At 62.1% G+C, this 16,507-nt stretch carries 15 protein-coding genes and 1 tRNA gene; 8 read left to right on the top strand and 8 right to left on the bottom strand.

Annotated features, from left to right (window positions below; genetic code table 11):
• The first annotated feature begins 1 nt into the window (after nt 1).
• The 5 genes from ispH (at nt 2) to LNV09_RS11685 (ending at nt 4,890) form a co-directional block, all read left to right on the top strand.
• Nucleotides 2-988, top strand: coding sequence for a 4-hydroxy-3-methylbut-2-enyl diphosphate reductase (gene ispH, locus LNV09_RS11705; RefSeq protein WP_263557267.1), 987 nt, complete (start codon nt 2-4; stop codon nt 986-988).
• 82 nt (nt 989-1,070) lie between these two features.
• Nucleotides 1,071-2,366 carry a serine--tRNA ligase gene (serS, locus tag LNV09_RS11700; RefSeq protein WP_263557266.1) on the top strand — a complete coding sequence of 432 codons (1,296 nt, stop codon included), beginning with the start codon at nt 1,071-1,073 and terminating at the stop codon, nt 2,364-2,366.
• A gap of 92 nt (nt 2,367-2,458) precedes the next feature.
• Nucleotides 2,459-2,548 (top strand) — tRNA-Ser (locus tag LNV09_RS11695).
• Nucleotides 2,549-2,944: 396 nt separating this feature from the next.
• Nucleotides 2,945-3,988 (top strand): AI-2E family transporter, encoded by a 1,044-nt coding sequence (locus LNV09_RS11690; RefSeq protein ID WP_263557265.1) that lies wholly within the window; start codon nt 2,945-2,947, stop codon nt 3,986-3,988.
• An 8-nt stretch (nt 3,989-3,996) separates the two neighbouring features.
• Nucleotides 3,997-4,890 carry a YihY/virulence factor BrkB family protein gene (locus LNV09_RS11685; RefSeq protein WP_263557264.1) on the top strand — a complete coding sequence of 298 codons (894 nt, stop codon included), beginning with the start codon at nt 3,997-3,999 and terminating at the stop codon, nt 4,888-4,890.
• A 7-nt stretch (nt 4,891-4,897) separates the two neighbouring features.
• Here the strand turns inward: LNV09_RS11685 and LNV09_RS11680 are convergent, their stop codons facing one another.
• Nucleotides 4,898-6,391: a DNA-3-methyladenine glycosylase 2 family protein gene (locus LNV09_RS11680; RefSeq protein ID WP_263557263.1), complete on the bottom strand. Its 1,494-nt coding sequence runs from the start codon at nt 6,389-6,391 to the stop codon at nt 4,898-4,900.
• A 180-nt stretch (nt 6,392-6,571) separates the two neighbouring features.
• Between LNV09_RS11680 and LNV09_RS11675 the strand changes: the two genes are divergently transcribed.
• A complete protein-coding gene (locus LNV09_RS11675; protein ID WP_263557262.1) occupies nt 6,572-7,411 on the top strand; it encodes an isocitrate lyase/PEP mutase family protein in 840 nt (279 codons plus the stop codon).
• A gap of 19 nt (nt 7,412-7,430) precedes the next feature.
• Here LNV09_RS11675 and LNV09_RS11670 read toward each other — a convergent pair whose 3' ends face one another.
• Complete coding sequence (locus LNV09_RS11670) at nt 7,431-8,024, bottom strand: superoxide dismutase family protein (RefSeq protein ID WP_263557261.1); 594 nt, start codon at nt 8,022-8,024, stop codon at nt 7,431-7,433.
• 137 nt (nt 8,025-8,161) lie between these two features.
• On the opposite strand from LNV09_RS11670, the gene LNV09_RS11665 reads away from it, so the two are divergent.
• Entirely contained in the window at nt 8,162-8,719 is a 558-nt protein-coding gene (locus tag LNV09_RS11665; protein WP_263557260.1) for a GNAT family N-acetyltransferase, read from the top strand.
• On the opposite strand, the gene LNV09_RS11660 is transcribed toward LNV09_RS11665, so the two are convergent.
• From LNV09_RS11660 to LNV09_RS11635, 6 genes are all read right to left on the bottom strand, one after another.
• A complete protein-coding gene (locus LNV09_RS11660) occupies nt 8,655-9,842 on the bottom strand; it encodes a patatin-like phospholipase family protein (protein WP_263557259.1) in 1,188 nt (395 codons plus the stop codon). The genes LNV09_RS11665 and LNV09_RS11660 overlap by 65 nt on opposite strands.
• The gene (locus LNV09_RS11655) at nt 9,839-11,104 is read right to left on the bottom strand and encodes a DUF2252 domain-containing protein (RefSeq protein ID WP_263557258.1); all 1,266 of its coding nucleotides are present in this window, start codon (nt 11,102-11,104) and stop codon (nt 9,839-9,841) included. Before LNV09_RS11655 ends, LNV09_RS11660 begins: the two co-directional genes overlap by 4 nt.
• A gap of 141 nt (nt 11,105-11,245) precedes the next feature.
• Nucleotides 11,246-11,575: a hypothetical protein gene (locus LNV09_RS11650; RefSeq protein ID WP_263557257.1), complete on the bottom strand. Its 330-nt coding sequence runs from the start codon at nt 11,573-11,575 to the stop codon at nt 11,246-11,248.
• Nucleotides 11,576-11,613: 38 nt separating this feature from the next.
• Nucleotides 11,614-12,957: a phenylacetate--CoA ligase family protein gene (locus LNV09_RS11645; RefSeq protein WP_263557256.1), complete on the bottom strand. Its 1,344-nt coding sequence runs from the start codon at nt 12,955-12,957 to the stop codon at nt 11,614-11,616.
• Nucleotides 12,932-14,710 carry a PHA/PHB synthase family protein gene (locus tag LNV09_RS11640; RefSeq protein ID WP_263557255.1) on the bottom strand — a complete coding sequence of 593 codons (1,779 nt, stop codon included), beginning with the start codon at nt 14,708-14,710 and terminating at the stop codon, nt 12,932-12,934. The genes LNV09_RS11645 and LNV09_RS11640 overlap by 26 nt, the downstream gene beginning before the upstream one ends.
• An 80-nt stretch (nt 14,711-14,790) precedes the next feature.
• Complete coding sequence (locus LNV09_RS11635) at nt 14,791-15,654, bottom strand: HDOD domain-containing protein (protein WP_263557254.1); 864 nt, start codon at nt 15,652-15,654, stop codon at nt 14,791-14,793.
• 134 nt (nt 15,655-15,788) lie between these two features.
• Between LNV09_RS11635 and LNV09_RS11630 the strand changes: the two genes are divergently transcribed.
• Complete coding sequence (locus tag LNV09_RS11630; RefSeq protein ID WP_263557253.1) at nt 15,789-16,478, top strand: transglutaminase-like cysteine peptidase; 690 nt, start codon at nt 15,789-15,791, stop codon at nt 16,476-16,478.
• Nucleotides 16,479-16,507 lie beyond the last annotated feature (29 nt).

Raw genomic sequence — 16,507 nt, 5'->3', positions numbered from 1 at the left:
AATGAGCGACGCCTTGCTGTCTAGCAATCCTCAAGAAGTCTTGCTGGCCGAGCCGCGCGGTTTCTGCGCCGGCGTGGACCGCGCCATCGAGATCGTCGAGCGCGCGCTGGTGAAATTCGGCGCGCCGATCTACGTGCGCCACGAGATCGTGCACAACACTTATGTGGTCAACGACTTGAAGTCGCGCGGCGCGATCTTTATCGAGGATCTGGCCGAGGTTCCGCCCGGTGCTACGCTGGTGTTCAGCGCCCATGGTGTCAGCCAGGCGGTGCGCGCCGAGGCGGCCGAGCGCGGCTTTGCTGTTTTTGATGCGACCTGCCCCTTGGTCACCAAGGTGCATGTGGAAGTGGCCAAGCTGCACCGCGAGGGTTACGAGTTCATCATGATCGGCCACAAGGGGCATCCCGAGGTCGAGGGCACGATGGGCCAGCTCAACGAAGGCATCTATCTGGTGGAAGAAGTGGCTGATGTGGCCCATGTGCGCGTCAAAGACCCGAGCAAGCTGGCCGTGGTCACGCAGACCACGCTCAGCGTCGACGACGCGGCCGAAATCTTGCTGGCGGTGAAAAAGCATTTCCCGCAAGTGCGCGAGCCCAAGAAGCAAGACATCTGCTACGCCACCCAAAACCGTCAAGACGCGGTCAAGGTCTTGGCGCCGCAGGTGGATGTGGTGATCGTCGTCGGCAGCCCGACCAGTTCCAACAGCAACCGCCTGGCCGAATTGGCCCAGCGCCTGGGCACACCGGGCCATATGGTTGATGCGGCCGCTGATTTGAAGCCCGAATGGCTGGAAGGGCGCGCCCGCGTTGGTTTGACCGCCGGCGCCTCGGCACCCGATGTGCTGGTGCAGGCCGTGATTCAGCGTCTGCGCGAGCTCGGTGCCACCACGGTGCGCAGCCTGCCCGGTGTCGAGGAACATGTGCGCTTCCCGCTGCCCAAAGGGCTGGGCGACAAATCGATGGCCGAGCTCGGTAGCTCGCGATCTTGACCACCGCGCCTTGCTAAGACACGGCGCCTGAGTTTGGCGCCGTTTTGCCTTTTATTGAATCCTGCAAGTACAAGGAAGCACCATGTTAGATATCACCCTGCTGCGCAAGGACCTCGACGCTGTTGTCGAGCGCCTGAGCACCCGCAAGACTCCGCAAGCCTTTCTCGATATCGAGCGCTATGTGGCGCTGGAAACCGAACGCAAAGGCGTGCAAATGCGCACCGAAGAGTTGCAGGGCCGCCGCAATACCCTGTCCAAGCAAATCGGCATGCTCAAGGGCAAGGGGGAAGATGCCTCGGCCGTGATGGCCGAAGTAGGCGGTATCGGCGACGACTTGAAGGCTGCCGCCGACCGACTCGACCTCATCCAGCAAGAACTCAACAATATGCTGATGAGCGTGCCCAATCTGCCGCACGAGAGCGTGCCGGTGGGCGCCGACGAAGCCGGCAATGTGGAAGTGCGCCGCTGGGGCACAGCGCGGGCCTTCGATTTCGAGCTGCGCGATCACGTTGACATTGGCGCCGCACTGGGCCTGGACTTCGACACCGGCGCCAAGCTCAGCGGCTCGCGCTTCAGCTTTATGCGCGGCAAAATCGCCCGCCTGCACCGCGCGCTGGCCCAGTTCATGCTGGACACCCAGACCGAGGAACATGGCTACACCGAGTGCTACACGCCCTACATCGTCAACCGCGAGGTGCTCGAAGGCACCGGCCAGCTACCCAAGTTCAAAGAAGACATGTTCTGGGTCCTGCGCGGCGGCGACGACGAGGCCGCAGAGCAATACCTGATCTCGACGGCCGAGATCTCGCTGACTAATTCGGTGCGCGAGCAAATTCTCGATGTGGCTGACTTGCCAATCAAACTGACCGCGCACAGCCCCTGCTTCCGTTCCGAAGCGGGCAGTGCGGGGCGTGACACGCGTGGCCTGATTCGCCAGCACCAATTCGACAAGGTCGAGATGGTGCAGATCGTGCATCCCGACAAGAGCTATGCAGCGCTGGAGGAAATGGTCGGCCATGCCGAGGCCATTCTGCAAAAGCTGGAGCTGCCTTACCGCGTGCTCGCGCTGTGTAGCGGCGACATGGGCTTTACGGCGGCCAAGACCTACGACCTCGAAGTCTGGGTGCCGGCGCAAGCTGCTTACCGTGAAATCAGCTCATGCTCCAACTGTGAAGCCTTCCAGTCGCGCCGCATGCAAACGCGCTTCAAGAACGCGCAGGGCAAGAACGAGTTGGTCCACACCTTGAACGGCTCTGGCCTGGCGGTGGGTCGTACCTTGGTTGCCGTGCTGGAGAACTATCAAAACGCCGATGGCAGCGTCACCGTCCCGGCGGTTTTGCGGCCCTATATGGGCGGCCTGGAAGTGCTGAGCGCTTGAGTAAAAAATTCAGATGCATCTTTGTGCGTCTGAATTTTCAGCTATACTAGTAGGCTCACTCGCGAACAAACCACTGCGAGTACCAGAATACCGGAGAGGTGGCAGAGTGGTTGAATGTACCTGACTCGAAATCAGGCGGGCGGTCAAACGCCTCGGGGGTTCGAATCCCCCCCTCTCCTCCAGTAGTAAAAAGCCCTGAAAAGCGAGTCAAACCGATGACTTGGCTGTTCAGGGCTTTTTCAATTTTCCGCATGGGTTTACCACTTCAGGCGCTGGCTCGGGATGAGCTCTTGACTTGGTGCGCCCGCCGCAACTTCCACTCTCGTAGGCAGCCAGCCAGCCGCCTTCACATGAGATCTGCAAGCTGAGCTCATCGCATCGAAAGCTCCTGGAATTGGTCTGCAGCGTCCAATACCGTGGGCGCTAGGTTTTGCCACCCTTTGTTTGTGTGGTTAGCTGTGCGCCGTAAACTGCGCCAGTATCTTCAAACCTTGGCCTCGACGGGCAAACCACTGGCGCACAAATGGCGGCTTATGTCAGCGCAGTTTAGTAAAGCAGGAAATATGCTTAATGAACACATGAACCGACTCCGCAATGTTGTTTACAGCAGCGTTCTTTTGCTGATTGGCGGCTGGTTGCTGGTGATTGGCAAGAAGACCTTGATTCCGGTGGTGGCCGGAGCGGCAGTCGTCTATGTGTTTGTCGGCTTGACGCATTCGCTGCGCCGGCTGTCCCTACGCGGCCTTAGGCTGCCGCTGCGGCTGAGCTATGTACTGGCCCTGGCCTGCATCGGTCTGGCACTGTCGTTTATCTTTTATCTGGTGGCGGCAAATTTTGAGCAGATTTTGCTGCGGGCGCCGGCTTACCAGCAGTCGCTGCTGGTTGGCATTCAAAAACTGGCGGTACTGATCGGGATAGAAAACGAGCCGACCTGGACCACGCTGCGCCAGGACTTCTTCGCGCAGATCAATTTGCAGAGCCTACTGGGCTCGATGGTGATCTCGGTCTCTTCCTTGCTGTGGGCGATAGTCGTGGTGATGCTGTATGCGACGTTTCTACTGGTTGAGATGCGCTCGTTTCCGGCCAAGGTCGATGTGATCATGAACAGCAAGGGTGGGGCCGAGCGGGTGCGCCAGATCGGCCAACGCATCAATGGGCGGATCGGAGCCTATCTGTCGCTGAAGGCGGTTTTGAGCGTCTTGCTGGCCGGCTTGAGCTGGGCCATCATGGCCCACTACGGTCTGGAGTTCGCGCCCTTTTGGGCGCTGCTGATCGGCCTGCTCAATTTCATCCCCTATATCGGCTCCTTCCTCGGCGTCTTGCTGCCGCTGGCGATGGGCATTGCGCAGTTTCAGGATCCCAGCATCATCGTGCCGATGATGCTGGGTTTGAGCCTGGTGCAGTTTGTGATCGGCAATTTTCTTGACCCCTACATGATGGGCAATTCACTCAATCTGAGCCCGCTGGCGATACTGATCAGTTTGGCCGTTTGGTCCGAGCTCTGGGGTATAGCCGGTGCTTTTTTGGCCGTGCCCATCACGGCCGTGATCGCCATCATTTGCTCCGAATTTGCGAGCACAAGACCGGTGGCGGTATTGCTGTCACAGAACGGCCGGCTGTAGCCGCGTCTATGAGCAAGCTGTTCAGCCAAATAGCTGGCCTGCTGCGCGCTGCGGGCGTCAACTGGGTGCGTGACTATGCGCAGAGCATGGGTGCGGCGCTGGCTTTTTACATGATTTTTTCGATCGCACCGCTGCTGCTGATTGTGATCGCGGTGGCCGGCGCAGTGTTCGGTGAGGAGGCCGCACGCGGCGAAATCTACGACCAGTTGCAAGCCTTGCTGGGCTCGCCCGGCGCAATTGCCGTGCAGGACTTGATCGAAAGCGCAGGGCGGCCACGTGAGAACTTGATGAGCGCAGCCTTTGGGCTGCTGTTTCTTTTTGTCGGCTCCACCTCGGTGTTCACCGAGTTGCAAGACGCGCTCAACCGTATCTGGCGGGCGCCGCAAAAGGAAAAGGTCTCCGGCCTATGGGCTCTGCTGCGTGCCCGGCTGCTGTCGTTCGGCATGATTTTGGGCATTGGGTTTTTGCTGGTTGTATCACTCGCCTTCAGCGCTGGCTTGGCCGCGCTGAGTCGCTGGTGGGACCCCAGTTCGGTGGGCTGGCTGACGCTGGCGCGTGTCAGCGAGTTGGTGCTGGGGCTGGGCTTGTCGACGCTGATTTTTGCGCTGATCTACAAAACCATGCCCAGGGCGCGCGTGCAATGGGCCGATGTCTGGGTCGGCGCCTTGGTGACCTCGCTGCTGTTTGTGGCGGGCAAAACCCTGATCGGCAGCTATATCGGCCACAGCGGCGTGACGACGGCCTTTGGCGCCGCCGCATCGCTGATCGTGGTGCTCTTGTATGTCTACTATTCGGCGCAGATTTTTTTGTTCGGCGCCGAGTTCACCTGGGTCTATGCCCACCAGTTCGGTTCGCGCCGCGACCAAGGCTTGACGCCGGGTGGTGGCTCGCAGCTGACCTAAAACAGGCTCAGGCCGCTTGCGGCACCAGCGACTGCCACAGATGCTGTGCCGCATAGGCGCGCCAAGGCTGCCAGGCCTGAGCTCGCTGGGTCAACTGCTTGGCGTTGGGGCGGCTGCCTTCGAGCCGCTCAAGGGCCTGCATCAGACCGACATCGCCGGCCGGGAAGGCGTCGGGCTCACGCATTTGCCGAATTGCAATGTACTGCGCCGTCCAGTCGCCGATGCCGGGCAGGGCGAGCAGTTTTGCCAAGCCCTCGTCAAGGCTGGAGGCGGCATCGAGTAGTTGGCGATTTGCGAGCAGGGCGCCGGCCACCCCCGACAAGGTGGCAGCTCTTGTTCTGGGCATGCCCAGCGTTGCCAAGTCGGCACCTGCCAGTCGCTCCGGGCTGGGGAAAATAGACCTCAGACCGAGCTGATGTGCCGTTAGGTCGGTTATCGGCTCGCCGTATTGCTGCACCAACTTGCCGGCCAGTTTGATCGCCGCAGCCACCGTGATCTGCTGACCCAGCACTGCGCGCATGGCGAGCTCGAAACCGTCCCAGTTGCCGGGTACGCGCAGACCCGGCCGGGCCGCCGTCAACGCGGCCATCAAGGGGCAGGCCGCGGACAACTGCGCTTGAATCACCGCCGGGTCGGCCGCCAGATCAAACATGCGGCGCAGCCGCGCAATGATGGCGGGCAGGGCGGCCAGGTTGGGAAAACGCAGCAAGACCCGCAGCGCTTGCTGCTCGCTGGCATGCGCGACGCTCACCGTACCTTGCACGCCACCCAAACAAATGCTGCGGCTGTAGCTGTCGTCATGCACCGTCTCCATGCCTGGAATCGCGCGAGCCGCCAAAAAGCCCAGCATCGCCGGCCAGTCATAAGGCGCACGGTAGCGCAGCAGCAGGCTGACCTCACCTTGCGGGCCGGCCGAACAATCGGGCGCCGAGCCATGTCGGAGAGCGCTTGGCGGGCGCGCAAACATGGTTTGAAAGACTTCGTTAAAGCGCCGGATGCTGCTGAAGCCGGCGGCAAACGCGATCTCGGTCAGCGGCAGGCGGGTCTCGTGAATCAGCTGTTTGGCCAGCAGCACGCGCCGGGTCTGCGCCACCACATTGGGTGCCGCGCCAACATGCTCGGTAAACAGGCGGCGCAGCTGGCGCTCGCCCACGCCGAGCCTGTCGCACAGGCTGCCTAAGTCGGCATGGTCCAATTCACCCGCTTCGATCAAGGCCAGCGCGCGCGTGACGGTGTGCGAGACACCGCTGTTGGAGACACCGCGCCAGGCACCCGAGTCGGGCGCCGCTTCCGGGCGGCAGCGCAAGCAGGGTCTAAAGCCGCACTCTTGCGCAGCCGCAGCGGTGGGCATAAAGACGACGTTCTCGGACTTCGGCGTGCGCGCCGGGCAGATTGGCCGGCAGTAGATGCCGGTGGTTTTGACGGCGATGAAGAAGCGCCCGTCAAAGCGGGCATCGCGGCTGGCCAAGGCGCGGTAGCAGTAGTCGTGATCCAAATTCATGGCCGCGATCGTCCGAGTTTCGGCCGGGACTGTCTAGCGGTTTTCGGACTTGGCCATTTACTTCGCTTTGGCGCGATGCGCCCGCTCGAAAAAATGCAGACGGCCGAAAAGCGCCAGTCTCGGTGATGCGCTCCCGGCAAGATGTAGGACTTCGACTTTTCAGCTCATCTCCTTTTCAACATGCTTACTCAATTTCAACTTGTCGAGCAGTTCCGCCAACTCAATAAGCAGGGGCAATTCCTGCTGCCCAATGCCTGGGACTGCGCCAGCGCAAGGATTTTTGCTGCCGAGGGCTTCCCGGCCATCGGCACGACCAGCGCCGGCATCGCTTATGCACGCGGTTTTCAGGACGCCGAGCTGATTGGCCGCGACGCGATGCTGCGCGAGGTCGCGGCCCTGGCGGCCTGCGTCAAGGTGCCGGTCAATGCCGATATCGAAGCCGGGTACGGCGCAGCACCCGCCGAGGTGGCTCAGACCGTCCAGGCCAGCATTGCGGCCGGGGCGGTGGGTGTCAATTTGGAAGACCGCCGGCACGCTCAGCCGGGCGCTGGCTTGTTTGCGCTTGAAGAGCAGGCTGCTCGCCTGGCGGCGGCGCGCGCAGCCGCGAGCCAAGCCGGTTTGCCGCTTTGGATCAATGCACGCACCGATACTTTCCTGCTCGGCCTGGGCGCTGATGCAGAAGACCGTTTCGCTCAAACGGTGGTGCGTGCCAACAGCTATTTGGAGGCCGGCGCAGACATGGTGTTTGTGCCCGGGCTGGCGGACTTGGACACCATCCGCCGGCTCTGCGCGGCAGTGCAGGGTCCGCTCAATCTGATGGCGATGCCGGGTGCACCGTCGGCGCCGGAATTGTTCGCGGCCGGCGCTAACCGGGTCAGCTTGGGGCTGTGCCCGATGTTGGCCGTGATGGGCCTGGTGCGTGACATCGCGCAGGAAGCCAAGACCAGCGGCACTTGGCAACACATGACGCGCAGCTTCTACGGTTTTGCGCAAGCCGAGGCGCTGCTCGCTGCCGAGTAAGAACAAGTCTCAAATCAATTCAGTGCGCGGCAATCACGCCGCAGGCAATCCGTGCACCTGAATTGCCGGTCGGCTGGGTCGCGTAGTCATCTGGGGCGATGTGCACGATCACGCTGCGGCCATTGATGCTGGCTGGGCCGGCGGCCACGGTGGGCCCGTGCAACATGAACTTCTGATCGACGATGCCGTTGGCGTCGGCCTTCAAGGCGGGCATATCGCCGGCATGGTGATCAGCTGTCTGAGGGCCATGCGGTTTGCCATCGGGGTTGAAGTGACCACCGGCGCTGGTGCCGTCGGTGCTGGCGCAATCGCCTTTTTCATGCAGATGGAAGCCATGCTCGGCATTGGCTTTGAGGCCGCTGAGCTTGGCGTGCACCATGACATGGCCATCCTTTTCGTGGAACATCACCAGGCCGCGCACATTATTGCCCTGGGTGGGCGTTAAGGAGGCCATGGCCATGCCGGTCATAGCACTCATTCCGGCCATTGCGCTCGTGCCTTGCGCGCCGGCAGCTTGTTTGTCATGAGCCGTCTCGGGGGTGGCGCAAGCGCTCAAGGCAAGCGCAGCAGCGGGCAAAACGAGTCGGCGACATGAGGTGCTGAAATTCTTCATTCGATGATCCCTTCGGTTGAATGCTTGGGAAAAAATGCGGCGTTTGATCGCGCATCAGCTCGTCAAACTTTTGGCTGTTTGCCCAGCAGTGCTTAGACTACCCGAAAAGTAAAACCCATGCTTTGGAAAGCAACGATATGACTGTTTTGACGACGCCCCGTCTGCGCCTTGAGCCTGTCTGCGATGAGCATTTGGCCGGTTTGTTCGAATTGAATTCGGATATCGAGGTGATGCGTTACATCACCGGCAAGCCCGACACCTTGGAGGACGCGCAGGCGATGGTCAGTCGCTGCAAAGCACGTTGGGCCGAATGGGGTTACTCCTGGTGGTCGATTTTCGAGTTGTCCAGCGGCGCTTTGATCGGCGCCGGCGCGATTCAGCACCTCGGCCATGACGCGATCAATCCGCTCGAAATTGGCTGGCGCTTTCGCAAGGACAAATGGCATCAAGGCTTCGCCTCCGAGGCTGCGCGGTGCATGGCCAGCTTCGCCTTTGAGGCGCTGAATGCGCCGCGCTTGCTGGCCGTTTGTCACCCGGAGAATGTCGGCTCGGCACGTGTGATGCAGCGCCTGGGCATGAGTTATCGGGGCCAGGAGCCTTGGTACAAGATGGACTGTGCGGTGTATGAGATCAGCGCTGAGCAGTGGCGGGCGCTGCCGGCGAAGCATGAGTCTGCACCACGGGCTCGGCCGTGAGGTCATAGACGTGCACGCCGTGCGCGGTGCGCTCGCGCTCCAGCCAGCGCGGCGCGCTCAAGGTGCTGGACATATCGGCGAGCCCAGCGTCCCAATGCTCCTTCATCGACAAGCGCGAGAACTCGAAATCCTTGGACTGGGTTTCGTAGTGCTTGCTGCGATAGATCAGGTGCACGACATCGACCGAGCCGTCGCAGCGTAAATTCGCCAAAGCGCGCACATCGGGGTCGTCCTGCAAGTCCTTGGGCAGTTTGGCGATCAAGCGTCGGGCGGCTTGTGCCAACACCTGCCTTTCAAGCTCTACCGTTGTGTTCAAGCGGGTACGGCTGGAGAAACGGATGTCTTTTTCGCGCTCGGTCACTTCGCCTAGATTGGCGGGGTAAGCGCCGCGCGCCGAAAACAAGTCGACCTGGAACACCGTGCGCGGACCGTTGGCGGCTTGGTCCAGCACATATTGCAGCGGTGTGTTGGACACCAGTCCGCCGTCCCAATAATGCTCGCCGTCAATTTCCACCGGCGCAAAGCCCGGCGGCAAGGCGCCGCTGGCCATGATGTGGCGGGCGTCCAAACGCTGCTGGTGCGAGTCGAAATAGGCGAAATTGCCACTGCGCACATTCACTGCACCGACCGACAAGCGCATCGGCCCGTCATTGATGCGGTCAAAATCGACCAAGCGCTCCAAGGTTCGCAGCAGTGGCGTGGTGTCGTAATAACTGATTGCCGCAGCGGTGCCCGGCACGCTCCATGGTGCGGGCGGAAAGCGCGGGCTGAAAAAGCCCGGCACACCGAACACCATCACATGGGTTGCGCTTGCCTCGTTGAGGTTCTCGCGCGCCTTGGCAATGGCATGGCCGACAAATCCCGGCGTCGGCAGGCTTGAACTCAGCAACTCCCAAAACTCACGCAGCCGCTGCACGCGCAACTCGGGCGGGTTGCCGGCAATCAATGCCGCGTTGATGGCACCAATCGAGATCCCGGCGACCCAGTTGAGGTCGTTCTCGCATTGCTGCAAGGCCTCGTACACGCCGGCTTGGTACGCGCCCAAGGCGCCGCCACCTTGCAGCACCAAGATGGATTCGCCGCTGTCCCTGGCGGACTCGCGCTGCCTGTGCTTGTTCGTCATTTGCGGTCCTGGAGATTTAAAATTTCTGCAGCAAAAGCGCCGCCGTCATAGGCCATGTTGAAGGCAGCGGCATCACGCCCCAACTGCTCGGTGCAGACCTCGGCGGCTTTCAAAAGCTGCGGCTGCCATTGGCTTTGCGTCCGGCCAAATTCGATCAAGGCATCGGCCGTGCAGGCGCCGCGCCGGCCCGAGCTGCGCAACTGTGCCCAGGCCAAGAGCTCACCCATAGCACCCATCAACTGCGCCAGCTTGGCCGCCATTTCACCAGCTTTGAAGGAATCGGCCGAAATTGCGATGCGGTCTTCACTGGGCTGCAAATCGCGCAGCACAAAGGGCTGACCCTGCCACTGAACCGGCTGCAAGAACGCCGGGCTCTCGGCCTGCATGCTGCGCTGCGTGGCGACGATGCGCTCGGCTTCGCTGGGCCAGTCTGGCTGCGGCCCGCGCCCCTGCAAATGCGGCAGCAGACTTGAGGGCATGGCCAGCTTGAGGTCGAGCAGATAGTTTTCATCTGGCGAGCCCTTGCCGGCCACCAGCAACACATAACGCGGCAGACCCAGGCTGCCGGTGCCGGCGATGCGCCGGCCCACGTCCAGGACCTCGAAGAACTCGGGTTTGGCTTGGGCTTTGGCAAAGTCCCGCATGAAGGCATCCACGGCGGTGCGCTCGTCCGCGCTGACGGTGAGGGCTTTTTTGCCGTCGAGCTTGAGCAGGCGTTGCTTGCCCACCATGCGCGTGCGGCCATCCAAAAACGCCAGGCGCTTGCGGCCTTGCAAGCCGCTCAGCAATTGATCCACGGGGCCGCTGGCGGTTTCCCGCTCTATCCACAGGGCTCGGCCTTCGCGCAGCGCGCCGGCATAGCGGTCCAAGAAGGCTTGGCTCAGCGCTTGCCGCTCGGCCGGGCTGAGTTGCAATCCTTGCGCCCCGACCCGAATGCTGGTCAGCAAGCGCAGTGCATCCCAGCTGCAGGGGGCCAGCGCGGCCTCGTCGAAGTCATTGATGTCGAAATAGAACAGGCGGTTTTCGCCCTTGTAGCTGCCGAAGTTCTCAGCATGCAAATCGCCGCAGGCCCAGGCTTGCGGCAACGCCGTCTTGGTGCCCATGAGCACCGCTTCGCTGGGCAGCCGGGCGTAAAAGAGATGGCAGCTGCCGCGCAGAAAAGCGAAATCCGAGGCTCGCATGCGCTGGTACTTCATTTGCAGTCGCTCGGGGTCGCGCCCCGCGTTGTAGCGGCTGATTTCTTCCATAACGTCCAAAGCCATCTGTGCCATTCCTGTGTTGGTGCCGCAATATTTGCCGGCAAGCATAGTGGATGAGCGCTGAGGGCCGTTGGTGGAGGATCCGGGCCGTCGCGCGTGGCGAGGGGGCGTGTAGTTGCCCTCGGCTGGCTTTGTTCAAGAGCCCTACTTGGCGCCTTCGCTGAGCCAGCGCACGAGCAGCTCGGCCGCTTCGGGGCTGAGCCGCTCGTGCACCGCGATTGGATGCAGCGCCGAGGTCGCCCGCAGCTTTTCCGCCCGTTTTTTCAGCGCTTCATCGTCACCGCGTGCCTTGGCGGCATGCTCGGCCAAGCGCGCCATGGACGGCGCATTTTTGAGTGCTGGGCTGCCGTGACAGTTGTAGCAGCCCATATCGGCCGCCAGTTGCTGATTCGCGGATGCCGGCGTCGTCAACAGGCTGAGCGCGGCCGTCAGGCCGGACAGCCGCTTGAGGCGGGCATGGAGATGTTTGTTCATGAGGGCGGAGCCTTGGGGTTTTTGGGGGGGCGCAGCGCTCAGGGCAAAGCCAGGATGCGCTTTAGCTTGCCGCTGCGCCCGAGCTTGAAGGCTTGGCTGCAGCAGATGCTCAAGGATATGTCAGCACAGCCCTGCGCCAGCAAAAAGTTGCGCAGCACGTGGCGGCAGCGCTCGCGTGCCGGCCGGCTGTGATCGGTCTTGGCACTGAGGCACAGGCGCAGCGCAGTCGGGCCGAGCTGCTGGAGCTGGAAGTCAAACAGCTCGGCTTCGTCTTCCAGCACTGTCGTCAAAGCCAGCGGCAGCAGCGCCAAGCGTCCGCCCGTGCGATCAGGCAGATAGAGCATGTCGTCACGCCGACCCTGTACCTCCAGCACCGGCAGGGCCGAACCGCAGTCGCAAAGCTCGGCGGCCACTGTGACGCTGTCGCCGATGTCAAAACGGATCAGCGGCTGCACATGATTGGCCAGATTCGTCAGCAAAGTGGTGTGGGAGGTTTGGCCCAAGGGTGTGGGTCGGTATTGCGCGTCGACCGGCTCCAGAATCACCCAGTCGGCGTTGAGGTGCAGATGACCCTGTGCGCATTCCCAGGCCAGCGGCAAGAACTCCGAGGCACCATAGCTATTGCGCAGCGGGCAGCCGAAGGCGCACTCGATGCGCTTGCGCATCGTGGCGCTGAGTGTTTCGCCGCCGGTCCAGATTTCTTGCGGCCGGCAGTGCAGGGCGCCACGCTCGTATTCCTCTGCCAGCAGCAGCGCTGCGGTCGGATAGGTGGCGATGATGTTGGGGGCGAAGGCGTCCAACTGAGCGAGCAGCGCGGGCGTGGATTGCAGGATGGAGAAGCTGCGCCACTGGTGCGTCATCCAAGGCTGAGCGCGACGCAGGCGTTGCACCGACACATGGCTGGCGAAATGCCCGCCCTTTGTGCCGCCCAAGGCGCCAACAAAGGCGAAACGCTCGCTCAGGTAGAGCGGGTCCCACAGCCGGGCCCAGGGCCTCGGAGAGTGGCGGCGCGTGGCCTCCAAGTTTTCATAGACGGCCATCGCGGCCTGATCCTGCACATAGATGCCGGGCTGACCGCTGCTGCCCGAGCTTTCCCAGACGGTGTAGCGGCCGAGGTAACTCTCGGCAATGCGGCTGGCGTCTTGGCATAGCGTTTGCAAGTCAGGCAGTTTGAGTTGTGGGTCGCTGACATGCTGCTCAAAGTTCTGCATCAGCGCGGTCTTGTTGACCACCGGCAGCGCTTGCAGGCTCAGTCGGTTGAGTTGGCAGCCCTGCAGCAATGGGCGATAGAAAGGCGTCGCCTGTGCGGCGCGCAGCAGCGCTTGCAGCCGCTGGCTTTGCAAGTCAGCAATGCGCTCAGTCTGAATAGCACTGGCGTACATAGTCGCCCGGCGCTGCGCCCAAGCGCATGTTTGCTGGCGTCGCCTGAGGTTTGACTTTGGGGGAGGAGCGGGCAGCCAGCCAGTCATGCCAGGCCGGCCACCAAGAACCGCTGATCGCATCCAAGCCCTGGCCCCATTCTTGCTGCGGTACCCAGGCGCCGTGACGCGGCCGGGTATCCAACTTGTAGCTGCGCCCGGCGTGGCCTGGCTCGGAGATGATGCCGGCGTTGTGGCCACCGCTGGTCAACACGAAAGTAATTTCGGCCTCGCACAAGTTGTGCAGCTTGTAGACCGACGCCCAAGGCGAGACATGGTCCCGCTCGGTGCCGACCAGGAAGATGGGCACTTCGATATCGCCCAGCGAGACGCTGCGGCCCTCGACCCGGTAGCTGCTGGTGGCTAAAGCGTTGTGCAGGTAGAGTGCGCTGAGGTACTCGTGATGCATGCGGGCCGGCATCCGGGTGGTGTCGGCATTCCAGTCCATCAGATCGGAACGCGGCTCGCGCTCACCCATCAGGTACTCGCGCATACGGCGAGTCCAAACAAGATCTTGGGAGTGCAAGAACTGGAAGGAGCCGGCCATTTGCTCGCCGGTCAAATAGCCCTTGCCGCGGGTGATTTCATTCACATAGCCGATCTGGCTTTCGTCGATGAAGAGTCCCAACTCGCCCGGCTCTGAAAAATCAGTCTGCGCCGCCAGCAGCGTCAGTGAACTCAGCGCCGGCAAAAGTTCTGCGCCGGCGATGCTGCGCTCGCCGCGGCGGGCAAGCGCTGCAGCGGCGATGGCAAGCAAGGTACCACCGAGGCAGTAACCCATTGCGTGGACGGCGCGTGCCTTGCCGTGAATTTGGCCAATCGCCCGCAGCGCTTCAAATATGCCCAGGCGCAGATAGTCGCTCATGCTCAGTTCATGGTCGCTGGCGTCGGGGTTGCGCCAAGACAGCATATAGACCTGATGACCCTGCTCGACCAGATAGCGCACCATCGAGTTGTGCGGCGACAGATCGAGGATGTAGTACTTCATGATCCAAGACGGCACGATCAGCAGCGGCTCGGGGTGGACCTGGGCAGTTTGTGGCTTGTAGCGGATCAGCTCGACCAAATGGTTACGCATCACCACCTCACCCGGTGTGATGGCGACATCGCGGCCGGGCACATGCTGCCGTGGTGCCGCTGCAGCGGTGCCGCTGATGTCCTCCAAAAAATGTCGTGCACCTTGAGCCAAATGTGCGCCCTGGCTGGCCAGTGCGTCGTGCAACACCACCGGATTGGTCGCGAGCCAGTTGGCCGGAGCCAGCATATTCAAGGCTTGGCGGGCGAAGAACTGTGTCATCTCCGCATGGTGGGCACTCATGCCCGGCATCTGCGCGGCTTCGCGCCAGAAGGTCTCGCTCTGCCGAAACCCGCTGCGCAAGGCGCTGAACGGCCATTGGGCCCAAGCCGGGTGGCGAAAACGCGGGTCTTCGTCAAGGCTCCCGGTCGCAGCCCCGGCGGATCTTTCGGCGCCGGGCAGGCTGTCTTTGAGGGTCTGTGTCGCGAGTTGCACGCCCAAGCCCATCAGTTCCATTTGCCTGCCGGGCGAGACGCCCAAATGCCAAGCCCAGTCTGCCACGCCCAGGGCCAGCGCCACCGGGGACAGGCCGGTCGTCAAAGGGGCGGCACTGGCGTGCAGAAGACGGTCCAGGCGCTGAGTTGCCGACTCCACGTTGCGGGCGGGAGGAGCTTGATCGAGGGGGCTGTTGAGTCGCTGCATGATCTCAATTCTGTGATCGCAAGCGCTACTCGGCTTTGATTTAGGGCAAGAGCATGGCAGTCGCGGGCTGCACCATGCGCTTACAAGTCATCCAGAATCGGCCGCAGCAAATCGTCCCATTGCTCGACGTCGGCCAGGCTGGCGTTGAGCCATGCCAGTGCCTGGGGGGCATGGGCGATCCAGTCGGCGTCTTCGGGCAGGCCCTCGTGCAAACGCATCAAATGCTCGGCAATCAGGCCCGCCGCAATCAAGGTGTGCACCTCGGGTTCCACCTGCTTGTCGCCCAGCGACAGCAGGTCGTGATGCAGGCGGATGGCGGCCATCAACTCCGGCGCCATATTCCAGGCGCGCGCCAGCAAGGCGCCGGCCACCGCATGGTCGGTGCGGTGGTTGGCGTTTTCGGTGGCGATATAGGAGCGGTCGACGCGGGCCGAGGCCTCCACCATGGTCGAGCCATAGCCGCGCACGCATTGCAGCAAGACCGGCATGCCGACATGGCAAAACAAGCCGTAGGTATGGGCCAAATCGACTGAAATGCCGGGCAACTGCCGCGCCACAAAAGCCATGGCTGTGGCGCGCTTGGCCGAGCGCTCCCAAAAGCGCGCCAGCTGCGGGCTGTTGACGGGAATTGCGTTCTTCAGCAAAAAGCCCGTCATGATGGCCGTGGTTTCCTTCAGGCCGATGCGCGTCATCGCTTGGCCCACGGTGTTGCAGGGCATGCCGTCGGCAATGTGGACAGGACTGTTGGCCATGCGCAGCAATATCGCCGACATCGCCACATCGCTGGCCGCAATGCGCGCCACTTCGTTCAGGTCGGGCTGGGCCTGCGCCATCGCCTGCTGCAGGCGCGCCAGTAACTCGGGGCAGGGCGGGATCAGGATGGTCTTGAGCACACCACTCTTGCGCGAACTGTCAATTTCTTGGCGGATGGACGGGATGCTCATGGATGGGCGGTGAATTAGGCGCGACTTCAGGGATGGGCCGGATGCACAAGCTGTAAAGTGCTTTGCATTATCAGCATAGTCTGTCCAGCCCCGAACGATTATTGCTCTCCAAGCGAGGGCGCATCTGCTAAAGCATGGCCCTTTTCACCTGCAGAGTCTTTTCGAACAAGCCGCGCTGGCTCTGTGGCGACCGGCTGCTCGGGGCCTTTGTCTTGTCATGCTTGTTGTGGCTGTTGCCTTGCGCGGCCTTGGACAATGCGAGGTTTTTGGAGGCGGCGGCCAAGTTCAACCCGCGCACCGTCGTGGAGGCGCAGGCGCTGCTGCAAGCGATTGAGCGCGCCGCCGCGCTTGAAGAAGCTCAGCGGCTGACGGCGCTCAACAGCTATTTGAACCGCCGCATCGAGTTCCATGATGATGTGGAGGTCTGGGGCAAGACCGATTATTGGGCCAGCCCCTTGGAGGCCTTGGACAAGGGCCGCGGCGATTGCGAGGACTATGCGATTGCCAAGTATCTGAGTCTGATTGCGGCCGGCACGCCGGTGGCCAAGCTGCGCATGGTCTATGTGCGCGCCATGGTGGGCGGGCGCTCGCTCGCGCACATGGTGCTGGCCTACTATGCCGAGCCGGGGGCCGAGCCTTTGATTCTGGATAATCTGATTGCCGATGTACGCCCGGCGTCGCAGCGGCCGGATTTGCAACCGGTCTTCAGTTTCAATGGCGAGGGCCTGTGGCAGGGGGTCGGCGCTACATCGGCCGGCGACCCCATGGTCAGGCTGTCACAGTGGCGAGAATTGCTGGCCAAGGCCCGCGCGGAAGGTTTTTGAACAAGATGAATACATTTGATTGGGATGTG

The organism is Paucibacter sp. B2R-40 (assembly GCF_025717555.1).
In the GTDB taxonomy this organism is placed as follows: Bacteria; Pseudomonadota; Gammaproteobacteria; order Burkholderiales; family Burkholderiaceae_C; genus Paucibacter_A.
The sequence above is the reverse complement of the archived record's forward strand: the minus strand, read 5'-3'. Positions and strand labels throughout refer to the sequence as shown.

Excerpts from the sequence above, each read along its gene's own strand:
- ispH (WP_263557267.1), top strand. The coding sequence starts at position 2 with ATGAGCGACGCCTTGCTGTCTAGCAATCCTCAAGAAGTCTTGCTGGCC.
- serS (WP_263557266.1), top strand. The coding sequence starts at position 1,071 with ATGTTAGATATCACCCTGCTGCGCAAGGACCTCGACGCTGTTGTCGAG.
- LNV09_RS11690 (WP_263557265.1), top strand. The coding sequence starts at position 2,945 with ATGAACCGACTCCGCAATGTTGTTTACAGCAGCGTTCTTTTGCTGATT.
- LNV09_RS11685 (WP_263557264.1), top strand. The coding sequence starts at position 3,997 with ATGAGCAAGCTGTTCAGCCAAATAGCTGGCCTGCTGCGCGCTGCGGGC.
- LNV09_RS11680 (WP_263557263.1), bottom strand. The coding sequence starts at position 6,391 with ATGAATTTGGATCACGACTACTGCTACCGCGCCTTGGCCAGCCGCGAT.
- LNV09_RS11675 (WP_263557262.1), top strand. The coding sequence starts at position 6,572 with ATGCTTACTCAATTTCAACTTGTCGAGCAGTTCCGCCAACTCAATAAG.
- LNV09_RS11670 (WP_263557261.1), bottom strand. The coding sequence starts at position 8,024 with ATGAAGAATTTCAGCACCTCATGTCGCCGACTCGTTTTGCCCGCTGCT.
- LNV09_RS11665 (WP_263557260.1), top strand. The coding sequence starts at position 8,162 with ATGACTGTTTTGACGACGCCCCGTCTGCGCCTTGAGCCTGTCTGCGAT.
- LNV09_RS11660 (WP_263557259.1), bottom strand. The coding sequence starts at position 9,842 with ATGACGAACAAGCACAGGCAGCGCGAGTCCGCCAGGGACAGCGGCGAA.
- LNV09_RS11655 (WP_263557258.1), bottom strand. The coding sequence starts at position 11,104 with ATGGCTTTGGACGTTATGGAAGAAATCAGCCGCTACAACGCGGGGCGC.
- LNV09_RS11650 (WP_263557257.1), bottom strand. The coding sequence starts at position 11,575 with ATGAACAAACATCTCCATGCCCGCCTCAAGCGGCTGTCCGGCCTGACG.
- LNV09_RS11645 (WP_263557256.1), bottom strand. The coding sequence starts at position 12,957 with ATGTACGCCAGTGCTATTCAGACTGAGCGCATTGCTGACTTGCAAAGC.
- LNV09_RS11640 (WP_263557255.1), bottom strand. The coding sequence starts at position 14,710 with ATGCAGCGACTCAACAGCCCCCTCGATCAAGCTCCTCCCGCCCGCAAC.
- LNV09_RS11635 (WP_263557254.1), bottom strand. The coding sequence starts at position 15,654 with ATGAGCATCCCGTCCATCCGCCAAGAAATTGACAGTTCGCGCAAGAGT.
- LNV09_RS11630 (WP_263557253.1), top strand. The coding sequence starts at position 15,789 with ATGGCCCTTTTCACCTGCAGAGTCTTTTCGAACAAGCCGCGCTGGCTC.